We start from the raw sequence: 12,882 nt of genomic DNA on the forward strand, positions 1-12,882 counted from the left end.
CCGTTTTCCCCTGTTATTGTTTTATTATGATGATTCTACGTCGCGTTGCTGACGAACCCAAGAAACAATTCGCCAGATATTTTTGAGCATTACCAGGTAGAGTACAAAAATTGCTAAGAAAATGCTAAGAACAATTACCTCTGGCACGTTTAACCATTCAAGAGTTAAGCCCAAGGCCAACTTGAACGTTGCAATGCCACTGATGAGACCCAGCGTTTGCCGCTGCGTGAAGCCAGCGCGCATGAAGATGTGGTGCAGGTGTTCGCGATCAGGTTTAAACGGCGACTGCCCTTTTTTAACCCGCCGCGCCATGATGGCGAACATGTCCATTAACGGTACTGCAATAAGCCAGAGCACCGCAACTGGGCGAACAGCCATAGTGTCAGGAGCCATTTCGAACCAGCTTTCTAAAAGCCGTTCGGGATGCGTCAGCATAACCAGCATCCATACCGCGGTAAAACCCACCAGCATTGAGCCTGAGTCGCCCATGAATATTTTTCGCACCGGACGTAAGCGAAAGCCCAGGTTACGAATGATATAAGGGATCAAGGCGCCAAAGAGTATGGTCGCAACCAGTAAGGGTAAGTGTTGATTGTGCATTAGCGCCAGCAAACCAATACCGGCAAAGGCCACCATCGCTAACGCACCAAGCAGGCCGTCGATGCCATCGATCATATTGTAAGCATTCATTGCAGCGACGATACAGAGCAAGGTAAAGGGCATGGAAAGCACCCCAAGTTCGACCACACCGGTACCGAATAAGTTACCTAATTGGGTGATTTGTACGTCCGCGCCAAAAACCACAACGGCGGAAGCCAGCATTTGCGCAATAAAACGCACACCGGCGTCGATGTCGTAGCGATCATCGAGCGCACCAATTAACACCATGAAGCTTGCCGCCACCAGAAACAAACGAATATCGACTTCCAGCGGCAGGATGGCCATCATCATGATCACCATGGTGCCATAAACGGCGAGGCCACCGACCAAAGGTACGGCGCCAACATGCTGCTTGCGCTCACATGGATGATCGACAAGCGCGGTACGCCACGCCATTGGAATAAGAAGGTTACATAACACGCTCGATAAAGCTGTGGCGGTTATTAGTACCATCCAGATACTCATGAATGCGGTTTTCCCTGTTTAAACCCTAGTGCTGAACACTAGTATTAATCATTGTTAAAAAGGTCTCGGGTATAGACTTTTTGCTCTACGTCGCTGAGCTCATGCGCCATACGATTGCTTATTATTATATCCGACATTTCTTTAAAATCTTGTAATTTTTTTATCACACGGCAGTTGTAGAAAACATTTTCCGTGAATGTTGGTTCAAAAACCACCAACTCAATGCCCTTTGCTTGCAAGCGTTTCATAATCCCTTGAATCGCCGATGAACGGAAATTATCCGAACCGGCTTTCATCACCAGTCGATAAACACCGACACATTTTGGCCTCCGCTCAGCTATAGCATCCGCTATAAAGTCTTTGCGCGTGCGATTGGCATCGACAATTGCACCGATCATGACCTGCGGTACATTATCATAATTTGCCAACAGCTGCCGTGTGTCCTTCGGTAAGCAATAGCCACCATAACCAAAACTAGGGTTATTGTAGTGATTGCCGATCCGCGTGTCTAAACAGACGCCGTCGATAATTTGCCTTGGGTCGAGCTCATGATGCGCGGCATAGGTATCAAGTTCATTAAAGAACGCGACCCGCATTGCCAGATACGTGTTGGCGAACAGTTTTATCGCTTCCGCCTCTGTCGGTTCAGTATATTGCACTGGAATCTCAGCTTTCAGTGCACCGGCTTGTAAAAGTTGTGCAAAGGCTTCAGCCCGCGCCGAGCGCTCACCAACTATAATCCGCGACGGATACAAATTGTCCTGTAGTGCTTTTCCCTCACGCAAAAACTCCGGCGCAAAAAACACCCGATCAGTCGCCAACTGCTGGCGCATTCTTTCAACATATCCTACCGGGATGGTCGAGCGTATGACAATGTGACAATTGTTATTATAATTAAGTACTTGCTTAATTACTTCGTCGACAGAGCTGGTGTTGAAGTAGTTGGTTTCCGGATCGTAATCTGTAGGGGTGGCAATCAACACCCAGTCAGCTTTAGCAAAGGCAGCTGCGGCATCTGTGGTCGCGCTCAACTGCAAATTTTTGTGCTGCAGATAATGCTCGATGTCTGTATCTTTAATCGGGCTTTGCTTGGCCTGGAGCATCGCGACTTTCTCCGCCACGATATCTACTGCGGTAACCTGATTGTGCTGAGCCAGTAATACTGCATTCGCAAGACCGACATAGCCGGTGCCGACAACGACAATTTCCATGTTCCTTCCTAACTTCGTTGGGATGCGAAGCAGTTTAAACCAAGCGCCGCGCTGCTGTCATCCTTATACCTGAGGAACATTGCAGTTTTTTGTCACGCGTGTAAGATCCTGCCATCTTCTAATTAATTACGTTTTCACCACATGTCGAAATATCGTAAGAGTTTTTCTTCACCTGTTAACGTTGGCGGCCTTTCGATTATGCCCTTCGCATCGATGGATGATGCGCTCGATCAAGTGATCTCCGACGGTCATGTAACGCCTGGTTTTGGCGTGTCGGTTAACAGTGAAATTGTAATGCTTGCACGCCGTGACCCGGCGTTGATGGCCCATATAAACAATGCCGTACTACGCTTTGCTGACGGTATCGGCGTGGTTAAAACCATAGCCAGTAAGGGGGTAAAAAACACTCGCATCCCCGGTTGTGAATTCTGGGAAGCGCTAATGCTTCGTGCTGGCAAATCTGACATTCCGGTCATGCTCATTGGCGCAAAACCACAGGTAAATGAAGCCGCCGTTGCTCAGCTTCGGGCAGCCGGAGTCAATGTTGTCTGCGGTATAGATGGTTACTTCGATGATGAAGACGTTTTACGCAAGGCATTATCGCAACACCAGCCTAAGATTATAACGGTGGCCATGGGTGCCCCAAAACAGGAGCAGCTTATCGTGCGTTTACGTGAGTTTTACCCTGACGCGTTTTATTTGGGTGTTGGCGGCACTTATGATGTCTATACGGGGCATGTTAAACGTGCGCCGAAGCTATTTTGTGACCTGCACTTAGAGTGGTTCTACCGTTTGTGCGCACAGCCGACCCGTATCGGCCGACAATGGTCGTTGGCGAAATATCTTGCGTTACATCTAACCCGACAACTTTAGGCCTTTCCTGCATGTTGATCTCTGTTTATATGCCCACTCACAATCGCGGTCCGCTGCTACGCCGGGCAATTGATTCGGTGCTTGCCCAAACACATCAGGAACTTGAGCTGTTGGTTGTCGATGATGGCTCTTCAGATGGTACCTGGGAGGTTTTACAGGACTACACCAGACTTGACCCCCGCGTTCGTACTTATCGTCATGACCAGCCGCGTGGAGCCTGTGCTGCACGCAACCTTGCAATTAAAGAGGCTCGGGGTGAATTTGTAACCGGGCTTGATGACGACGACACCTTTGTGCCGGAGCGTTTGGCTGTATTGCTGCAAAACTACGACAGCCAGTATGCGTTTATCTGTTCCGGTTATTACTGGGTAACTCAGAAACGTGCCAAGCCGACCATGTGCAACGATTTAGTTATTACGCTGGATAAGCAGCTTGATGCCAATCATGCGACCAATCAGGTATTTGTCGAGCGCTCCAGAATGTTGGCGATCGGTGGCTTCGACGAAGAATTAGTAGCATTGCAGGACTACGATTGTTTTACCCGTTTGATTAAAGTTTACGGCTCAGCGTTCCGACTCGGACAGCCACTGCAAAATATTTTTGTCGAACATGGCGGCCAGCGAATTTCTTCCCAGCGCAAAAGTCGCTTAGGTTTTGCCCGTTTTATGCAAAAACACGGTGCTGATATGAACACGCGCCAGCGGCTAAATCATGCATTTTGGCTAAAAATGCGAATTCAAGAGCCCTTTTCTGTTAGCGAACTGTTAAAGTCGTTACCAGCGGGCCATCTCAAAATGAAACTTGGCCATCTTTATCGTTATGGCTTAAAACTGAAATCATTATGACAAAAAAACTTTTAGTGGTGTTTGGCACCCGTCCTGAAGCGATTAAAATGGCTCCTCTGGTGCAAGCTTTGCAGCAGGTCAACGACTGGGATGTGCGGGTATGTGTCACTGCTCAGCATCGCGAGATGCTCGACCAGGTTCTGCGACTGTTTAAAATCACCCCTGATTATGATTTGAATTTGATGCAACCCAAACAATCGCTGAATAGGTTGGCCGCTCGTGTGTTAACGGATATAGAGCCGGTACTACGCGACTTTGCACCAGATGTGGTTTTTGTTCATGGCGACACACTGACGACTTTAACGACGGGTTTGGCAGCGTACTTTCAACAAATACCACTAGCGCATGTTGAAGCAGGATTGCGCACCGGCAATATCTACTCGCCCTGGCCTGAAGAAGGTAACCGCAAGCTCGTGGGGGGCATCACACGCTGGCATTTTGCCCCGACCTCTATGGCAAAACAGAACTTGCTAGATGAAGGGGTCACTTGTAAAAATGTTTTTGTCACTGGCAACACGGTGATTGACGCGCTATTGCACGTTCGCGATGCGCTTGAAACTGATACGGCGCTGCAGCAGCAATTTCATGATCAGTTTGCAGAGGTTACCGGCCCTTTAGGGACCCGGCTGATTTTAGTTACCGGACATCGACGCGAGAGTTTTGGTGCCGGGTTTGAACGCATCTGCACTGCGCTTCGCGCTTTAGCGCAACAGAATCCGCAACTGCAAATTGTTTATCCCGTGCATTTGAACCCAAATGTGCAAGAGCCGGTAAACCGGTTACTGTCTGACATTCCAAACGTGCATTTGATTGCTCCACAAGATTACCTTCCCTTTGTTTATTTGATGAATCGCGCCACTATTATTTTGACTGACAGTGGTGGCATTCAAGAAGAGGCGCCGTCGCTTGGCAAGCCTGTACTGGTGATGCGTGACACCACGGAACGTCCCGAAGCTGTTGCCGCCGGTACGGTGAAGCTGGTCGGCACCGATAGCGCTATGATTGTCCGAGAAACTCAACGGTTACTTGATGACAGTGACTACTATCTGCAGATGAGTCAGGCCCATAACCCTTACGGCGATGGCACTGCTTGTGCGCAGATTGTTGATGTTTTGCGCCGCGAGCTTGACCAGTGATTTACTTAGTCGCCACCGCCATCAAACATGGCAAGGGCGGCATCAGCACCGCTCTGACCAGTAGTATTGAAGTTCTTCAGACCAACAACGTTGCCCACAAAATTGTTGAATCCCACCAGAGCGACGCCTCGCGTTGGCAGAGTTTTCGCCAGGCAAAATCTGCTCTTGCTGACGCAGGCCGTGGCGACATTGTCTGGCTCCATGGCGCCCGCTGGTTGTCGTTGGTTCGTAAGTATTTACTTTCTCGTGAGCCGCGTAAACGCGGTGCACGGGTGCTGTTGCATGTGCATGGTATTGAAGCCATACATTATTTGCAGCATCCACTCGGCCGCTGGCTTATGCAGCGCTTAGTGAATCGTTTCGATGGGCTAATCGTACTCACGCCCTGGTGGCGCACGCAGCTTGCGCAATTTTTGTCTTATCCTGCCGATCGCATCCACGTTATGCCGAATACTCTTGACCGCAGCTTGCTGTCGCTCGCGCAACAAGAAGGGGCAGCCCCCCCAAGATCCGCACCGCAAAAAAAGGAGGGGCAGCCCCCCTCTGAGCGTATCGATATGCTGTGCATGACTCGCCTCGAACCAGGTAAGAATGTCGGAGCCGCAATTGCGACCCTTCAACACTTACCTGTCCGCTATCACCTCACCGTAGCAGGTGATGGTTCAGAGCTCGATATGTTACGCCAGCATGCAAGTCGCTGTGACGTAGCTGACCGCGTTCACTTTGTCGGCTGGGTGCCGTATGAAAAGAAAGCTGAGCTGCTAGGCGGGATGGATCTGTTTTTCTTACCCTCGGAGTTAGACTCCTTTGGCATGGGCTTTCTCGAAGCAATGGCTGCGGGCCTACCCGTCGTCGGTGTTGCCTACGGCCCTATCGTTGATGTTGTGCCTGAAGGCGCGGGGTGCTTAGTTTCCCAGCCCGACCCCGGACAGCTGGCGGTGGCTGTTGAGAAGGTAATGGCAGAGCATGCACAGCACTCGTACTTTGCTCGCCAACATGTTCTTGAACACTATCAGCCGGAAATTGCTGTCCGAGATTTCCTCGAATTCTGTCAGCGTTTGACCTAAGGGGGGCTGCCCCTTCTGCTGCGAGCACAATTTTTCAGAGGGGGCTGCCCCTTCTATGCGCGGAGTTCGGCGAAGACTTCGTTCCACATTTCTGTGACTGCGTCGCGCTGCCACTTTCCCTGCTCGATGATGGTGGTTTTTAAGCGCTGATGCTGTTCATCGTCTGTTAACAAATGCTGCAAGGCATTAAGCGCATCGGTATCTCCGTCAGCGATATCGATAAGTTGTTCGGCACAACCGTAATCGGCCAGAAGTTCATGGTATTTATGACTCCAGCCGGTCGCAAGCACGGGGACGCCCTGCGATAACGCACTAACAAGACCATGGAATCGCGAACTGACCACACTATGGGACTGGCCGATAATCCATTTTATTTTTAACGCATGCCCAGGATCTAAAACCGGTACGGTCTGGTCTAATTTATCCTGAATTTGCGCGGTTAGCCGACGATCCGCAGCGGCTTCATGAATAAGAATAAAAGGTTTCTTATCGGCTTTTTGTGCAGCGCTTATCGCTGCCACCATGAAGTTAATGTAACGGTCACCGTCCTGTCGTTTTTCCAGCATTTTTGAATTAGGAATAAAACAAACTTGATGGTGCTCGGGGTCAAATTCGTTAGCCGGTAGCCCTTTAATTAAATTGGTAAAGTCCGGGCAACGTTTCAGGTTAAAGGTATCGTTACTCAGCTTCTCGCAAAACTCGTAGGATTGATCATCGCGCGGATAAACCAGATTGGCATGCTCCAACACCGGGGCAAAGGCTTTCGCTGATGCACTTTGCTTGAACGGTCCCAGTGCTTGTGGCAATACGATGACGGGGATACCACGGGCTCGCAGGCGGGCAATGGTACTACCAAGTCGGTCCCACGCAATCAGAGGGCTCCACTGATCACCAAAGGCAAAACCTGAGGCATCAAGCACCAGATCCAGTTCACTTTCATTGATAATACCGAACATGTGCCGAAAGCGCTGTGGTAGCCAGCTCACCGGCGTAAGTAAATTGATTCGCTTGCGAATATATCGGCTCTTTTGCCACAAGCCAAAAGCAACGCGGCGATCATAGGGTCCCGTCGGCTCAACCACGAAACGTGCCTCAACACCTCGTTCAGCAAACTGGGCGATGATCGCATGCAACATTAACTCTGCGCCTTTGTTCGCGAAACTAATCCCTTTGACTTCTACATTCAGCACTTAATGCTCCTAATTCTAATCGATAAATAACCACTGCATACAGAATCGCAATCAAGCCGCTTGGCTGACCGCTAACAAAAGCATGACCGGCGAATATTCCATGTCCAATGTATAAACAGCTGGCGATAAAAAATCCGACATGCTCAACACTAGGACGACGGATTAACAGTGCCGCCGTTAAAACCAGTAGCAAAAGATGACACAGAAAAACGTAAACTGCGAAAGGCACGCCGTAACCACCGCGCAGATCGTACCATTCCTGCTCAATCGCCTTAAAGGTTTCAACCCCTGTTGTATTGTTGTGCGTGACATAATAATCACGACCGCTACCAGCATAAAATGAATAACTTCCGCCTGTCAGTTCGGCTTTATCCGGGTAGTGCTCCAGCTGTCCTTCTGCGGCCTGAATTAACCGTTCACGTGGATTCGCACCCTTAACCAAAGCCTGCACCTGAGCTACCTGATAAGCGAGTGTTTCCTGATTCGTCTGGATCCAGCTTGCACTCCAAATGCCGCCGACTAGCAGCAGCGGTAGCACTACCCAACGCGCCCGTCGAAATAACAGGGTAAAACCACCGACTAATAACAACGTACCCACCCACCCGGCTTTGGTGCCCAGCAACACAAGTCCGGCACAACACAGCAGTATTTTGGTCAATCGCCACCATGTAAATCGCTGATGCAATAACACCAACATCGTCGCTAAACTAATTAACGCCGCCAGGCCAATGTCATTTCCGCCCACGTAAAATGATTTGATGCCGTACACGCCCTCGTCATAACTCGGAATACCCAGTCCGGTAGCGAATGAGAACAACATAAATGCACCGAAAACCCACCCATAGTAGGCTATTCCCCGCAGCAACAGTTGATCGTGCGCGCCATAACGCTCAAGCGTCGCAAGGGTTAGGATCACAACGGTAAAGGGATAAAGCCAGCGGGTTAACTGCGTGAACTCTGCAATAAACTGAATGTCTCCCACCGGATAACTATTGATCACTAAAATGACTGACCAACTGAGAATCATCAGCTGGATTAACCAGCTTAAAACGCCACTACGGGTATAAACAATAATTAAACCAAGCAGTAAAACAGCGGTACGATATAGCAAGCTGACACGCAACGCATCTAAGCCCAAAAAGCTAAACACTCCATACAAGGTATCCAGCCAGATAACCGGATAGACCAACAGTATAAGAAGGATTTTGCCAACCTGATCAGAGCTTAATTGTAGCTTCATCGGTTCCACCCCGCAGCGTCACTCCCTGATCGGCGAAGTAGAAAGATATGTAACCCCGTCACGCCGAATGCCAGCCAGAAAAATAATCCAGCCAGCACCACATGGATCCCCTGCGGGTACACCGCATTCGGACTGCCAACTATATCGGTTACAGGTTGGATAAAGCTAAATAAACTGGAATCCAGCATGGCAGCGCGGGTTTTTAATACTTCTTGTTGTTGCTGGAGAACCCGCCGGTAATCGTTGCCTCTTGCTTGCTGCAGGAGTGCAGCGTTGGCATCGAGTTGGATTGCTAGTTCCTGTTGTCGTTCTTCAACTAAACGCTGCTCTAGCAACGCCATAATTTGCCGTAGCTGGTCCTCCGCCAACGCTCTTGATGGCGCTGACCAGTGCAACGAATGGAAGCGATCGTTTTGATAACGATAGTAATGAAGGTGGCGGCGTACCTGGTAATAATCGGCATCGATCGCGTCAGTAAATAATGTCTGGGTAACCCACCGGGAAAATTGCTCACTATAAAGCCAACGGGCAATGCGCAGCTCTGGCTCAACGGTCAATGGTACCGCAGTTGATGCCGAGCGCTGATTCAAAACAACATCATCCCCGCGACGTAATAATCCCTGATTAAAAAGCTCAGGATTAACCACGAATAAGGTTTGCGCCTGATACCACTTCGGATGCAACTTAAAGTAGCCAACACTAATCGCCAGACCAGCAACAACATAAATTGCAGCCAGCCACCAATAGTGCTTTAACCAGCGGAAATACGCTGAAAAACTGTGCCTACGGGTTGCTTCGTACATAGCTGCGCAATAAGGTAACGACAACCATTGCAAACAACCCAAGCAAGGCTCCAATCACCAACCAGACCATTGCACTAAAGCCAGTCGGTTGATGCGGTGGAACCGCCGGGTCGATGGTTTCAAATACATAATCATCGTTCACTTCAACGAGCATCGCGCGGTTATATTGTTCCTGCAATAAACGATAAAGCGACTCGCGAACATCCGCCTGCTGAATTTCATCGGCTTTATTGGTCAGATACGTGATCTGTTGATTCACCCGCTCACGTTCGCGCTCGCGCATGTAAACGTTAATATCATTCACCATCACGGTTAACCAGGTCGCTGCCAATACTGGATCGGTGTAGGTCAGTTGCAATGTGACAATACCTTTAGCACGGTCGTACTCAATCGCCAGCCGTTCACGGAGTTCGTTATACCCTCGCCAGCTTTGCTCAAGTTCTTCAGCGGTTCCATCGGTGACCAGATAAGGCATCAACTCATGACGTTCAATAAATCCGTACAGGAAGCTTCGTGATTTTAAAACCTCCACAGCCATCTGGGTGTCGTTGATCTTACCGCCACCTAGATCAAACCCGGCGAGGCCAGCCAACCCCGTGAGACCTGCAGACATATCAGTCAGGCCACCACTACGTTCTTCGCTTGGCGCGAGTACGGTTCTGGCTTCATATTCGTCATCGCTCAGCCATTTAACTGCAGCAAACAGCAGGGCAAGGACTAAAGGTAGAAACAGCCACCACAAGCGCAGCGCCCGCACGCTTTGTTTGAAGGCGGAACTGGAAAAAACAATGAGTGATTGCGGATTAGACGTGGTCATGATCAATAAACCGTCCCAAAATGTTGCTGGATTTTTTTGCTGAATAGGGAATGCCCCCTTCAGGGTCAGCATAACCAAATGCAAGTAACATGACAGGTCGCTGGTGAGCGGTCAAATTTAGCTCACGCTCAATCAGCCGCTCGCGGAATTCAATATCCGGCCAGTTGATCGGACAGGTTGAGATCTGCATGGTTTCAAATGCCAACATTAACTGCATGGTGGCCAACGAGGCATCAATATAGATGCAATGACGATCGCGCTCCATGGGATACGCTTTAAGGTCCCCGACAACCACAATCAGATTACTAATCTGATCGGCAAAGCCAACTGTTCCACCTGCCATATTGGCAACTTTTGCAGCGCGCTTTGGCTCTTGAATTACATAAAATTCATAGGGTTGCCGGTTGCATGCGGACGGGGCAAGAGTCGCCATTTCAAAGGCTTGAAGGATTATCTCGCCAGCGACTCGATCAGGCTTAAACCAGCGTACAGAACGGCGCCGTTGGAACAAAGTCTTAAGTTGCTCCGGGGCAATAGTGGCTTCTGGTAACTCACGCTGGGGGTATGGAACTGAGTTGGTGCGTTCCATTGCGGTATCTAAAGAGGCGTGAAGGTCTTGCCAGACCCTTCTTGCCCGAGCAATTTTTGGCGTATCTTTAACTATCGTAAAGTATTCGTCGAGTACGTCATGGGCCCACTGCAGTTCTTCGGGATTCAGACTTTTAGCATTTGCTGCATCGCGAAAACAATTCACCGTTTCCATAATGTACTCTGCGGCAAAACTATCTCGACGAGGCCGCATGATAAGACCTTTCTCAAGTCGATGGGTGTTGCGTCTTAACAATGCGCAGGTCGCTTCAATAGTCTTCAGGGACCGCCAGTAAGCAATACGTCCACGTAAAACGGCCTGCTGTTCCCGGCCAAATTCACGGCTAAACAAAAGATAGTAAATCGATGAGGTCAGCCGGGTTCCGGAAAATAGCCGGATAAAGCTTTTATCAAAGTTTTCGCCGCGCTCGCGCAACCAATGCACGAACTTTACCGGAATGACTTTTTTGGCAATCGTTCGAAGACTCATTACTGCTTTCTTATGCCTTATAAATAACGTGGTTTGAAGTGTACCGCATGATCGACGTAGTTTAACAAAGTTATACAGCTATTACTTACTTTTTGCCTTTCGTTGAACTCGTCGAAGACGCGCTCAACACGGTCCAGTAACGATACCCTAACGTCACCGGCAACAACAGCGAGCGGGTCATAATTCGGGCCAGGGGACGCGTTTTCGGCGCCAGCCAGAACGCAAAATAGGCTGCCGAGGCATAAGACACCACTGTAGCGATGGCGGCTCCTTCGCCTTGGTAGCGGGGAATTAAATACAGATTCAATCCGATATTAAAAATTGCGCCAATGCCATGGCTAAGTAATGAGAATGCTAACAACCGCTCGGCTAAAAGCCATTTACTCGCAAGTTCACGCATAAAGACAAATAGCCCGGCCCAGACATGGATCATCAGAATGGTCGCACTCGCGGCGTAATCTTCGCCAAACAGCCACGGAATCGCAATTGGTGCGACCAGCGTAACGCCAATAGCGATCACAAGTGCGCTGATGAAGAGGCCGTCACACAGTCGCTGAAGCTGGTTTTGGTAGCCTTGCGGGTCTTCTGCTCTCAGCTTCAGCAGCATACTGAAAAAACTTGCCGCAATTGCGGTTGCAAAAAAGTACCAGACCTCAGAAATCCTTACAGCGATGGCGTAAATACCAACAGTCGACTTATCTACCATTTGTCCCAGCATGACCTGATCGATTTTTAGATAAACTGCTGCTGCTATCCCAGATAGCATCAACCACCAGGATTGTCGTAGTAGACCAAACCCATACTTCCAGCTCACTTCAGTAATCCGCCAACCACTTCCTCGCTTACTGTAAAGCCAGTGGTAGCCAATCCCCCACAACAGGTATTCGAGGGCAAAGATACACGCAACCAGCAGCATATCCTGCGTATAAATGGCGACTGCAATCTTAACCACACCGCTGAAGAGCAAAACAGCCGTACGTAACCTGACGACGTACTTAATCTGAACCTTGGCATTAAAGAAATGCTCAACTAATTGCAATGCTTGCAGACTCGCGGCCGCGCCAATCACGACAAGCGCAAGTCGTTCCTGGAATGCCAACGAGGGAAGTAAATAAGCCCATAAACATATAAACAGCAACGCGACCAACGCCCCCAGACCACGCAATACCAAAGCCGTGGTCATTACCCGCTGTTCGTGCTGAGGACTTTCGACCAGCTCGCGCATAATAAGCGCATTGAGTCCCAATGCAGAAAATGGAATAACTAACGTGATAACAGCGAGAACATAGGAAAGCTGACCAAATACCTCAGGTCCTAATTGCCGGGCAAGTACCAGCGTAACAATTAGATTCATCGCCATGACGGTTACTTTTTCGAATATTAACCACGACGAGTTCCGCAGAGATTGATTGACCATTCGTTATTCAGTCCTTGAACCATAAATCGGTGATGGAACGGAGTGCAAAAAAAAACGCTCCCGAAGGAGCGTTTTATATT

Annotated in this window: 12 protein-coding genes; 4 read left to right on the forward strand and 8 right to left on the reverse strand. The window is 49.4% G+C overall.

Annotated elements, in window-relative coordinates:
* Positions 1-24: 24 nt before the first annotated feature.
* Together wecA and ACQ5ES_RS05520 are read right to left on the reverse strand one after the other, a co-directional pair.
* A complete protein-coding gene (wecA, locus tag ACQ5ES_RS05515) occupies positions 25-1,125 on the reverse strand; it encodes a UDP-N-acetylglucosamine--undecaprenyl-phosphate N-acetylglucosaminephosphotransferase (protein WP_445014932.1) in 1,101 nt (366 codons plus the stop codon).
* Positions 1,126-1,169: 44 nt separating this feature from the next.
* Positions 1,170-2,336 carry a nucleotide sugar dehydrogenase gene (locus tag ACQ5ES_RS05520; RefSeq protein ID WP_445014933.1) on the reverse strand — a complete coding sequence of 389 codons (1,167 nt, stop codon included), beginning with the start codon at positions 2,334-2,336 and terminating at the stop codon, positions 1,170-1,172.
* Positions 2,337-2,477: 141 nt separating this feature from the next.
* On the opposite strand from ACQ5ES_RS05520, the gene ACQ5ES_RS05525 reads away from it, so the two are divergent.
* From ACQ5ES_RS05525 to ACQ5ES_RS05540, 4 genes are read left to right on the forward strand one after another with little or no spacing between them, the layout of a single operon-like run.
* Complete coding sequence (locus ACQ5ES_RS05525; protein WP_445014934.1) at positions 2,478-3,209, forward strand: WecB/TagA/CpsF family glycosyltransferase; 732 nt, start codon at positions 2,478-2,480, stop codon at positions 3,207-3,209.
* 11 nt (positions 3,210-3,220) lie between these two features.
* Positions 3,221-4,054 carry a glycosyltransferase gene (locus ACQ5ES_RS05530; protein WP_445014935.1) on the forward strand — a complete coding sequence of 278 codons (834 nt, stop codon included), beginning with the start codon at positions 3,221-3,223 and terminating at the stop codon, positions 4,052-4,054.
* Positions 4,051-5,190 (forward strand): non-hydrolyzing UDP-N-acetylglucosamine 2-epimerase, encoded by a 1,140-nt coding sequence (wecB, locus tag ACQ5ES_RS05535; RefSeq protein WP_445014936.1) that lies wholly within the window; start codon positions 4,051-4,053, stop codon positions 5,188-5,190. The genes ACQ5ES_RS05530 and wecB overlap by 4 nt, the downstream gene beginning before the upstream one ends.
* Positions 5,187-6,257: a glycosyltransferase family 4 protein gene (locus ACQ5ES_RS05540; RefSeq protein ID WP_445014937.1), complete on the forward strand. Its 1,071-nt coding sequence runs from the start codon at positions 5,187-5,189 to the stop codon at positions 6,255-6,257. The genes wecB and ACQ5ES_RS05540 overlap by 4 nt, the downstream gene beginning before the upstream one ends.
* A 53-nt stretch (positions 6,258-6,310) precedes the next feature.
* Here the strand turns inward: ACQ5ES_RS05540 and ACQ5ES_RS05545 are convergent, their stop codons facing one another.
* The 6 genes from ACQ5ES_RS05545 to ACQ5ES_RS05570 all read right to left on the reverse strand — a co-directional run bounded on the left by ACQ5ES_RS05545 (position 6,311) and on the right by ACQ5ES_RS05570 (position 12,802).
* A complete protein-coding gene (locus ACQ5ES_RS05545) occupies positions 6,311-7,447 on the reverse strand; it encodes a polysaccharide pyruvyl transferase family protein (RefSeq protein ID WP_445014938.1) in 1,137 nt (378 codons plus the stop codon).
* Positions 7,419-8,687 (reverse strand): O-antigen ligase family protein, encoded by a 1,269-nt coding sequence (locus ACQ5ES_RS05550; RefSeq protein WP_445014939.1) that lies wholly within the window; start codon positions 8,685-8,687, stop codon positions 7,419-7,421. Before ACQ5ES_RS05550 ends, ACQ5ES_RS05545 begins: the two co-directional genes overlap by 29 nt.
* On the reverse strand, positions 8,684-9,490 hold the full coding sequence (locus ACQ5ES_RS05555; RefSeq protein WP_445014940.1) for a GumC domain-containing protein: 807 nt from the start codon (positions 9,488-9,490) through the stop codon (positions 8,684-8,686). The genes ACQ5ES_RS05550 and ACQ5ES_RS05555 overlap by 4 nt, the downstream gene beginning before the upstream one ends.
* A complete protein-coding gene (locus ACQ5ES_RS05560) occupies positions 9,471-10,307 on the reverse strand; it encodes a hypothetical protein (RefSeq protein WP_445014941.1) in 837 nt (278 codons plus the stop codon). The genes ACQ5ES_RS05555 and ACQ5ES_RS05560 overlap by 20 nt, the downstream gene beginning before the upstream one ends.
* Positions 10,294-11,385, reverse strand: coding sequence for a nitroreductase family protein (locus ACQ5ES_RS05565; RefSeq protein ID WP_445014942.1), 1,092 nt, complete (start codon positions 11,383-11,385; stop codon positions 10,294-10,296). Before ACQ5ES_RS05565 ends, ACQ5ES_RS05560 begins: the two co-directional genes overlap by 14 nt.
* An 85-nt stretch (positions 11,386-11,470) precedes the next feature.
* Entirely contained in the window at positions 11,471-12,802 is a 1,332-nt protein-coding gene (locus tag ACQ5ES_RS05570) for a flippase (RefSeq protein ID WP_445014943.1), read from the reverse strand.
* Positions 12,803-12,882 lie beyond the last annotated feature (80 nt).

It is taken from the genome of Pseudidiomarina xizangensis (assembly GCF_052541995.1).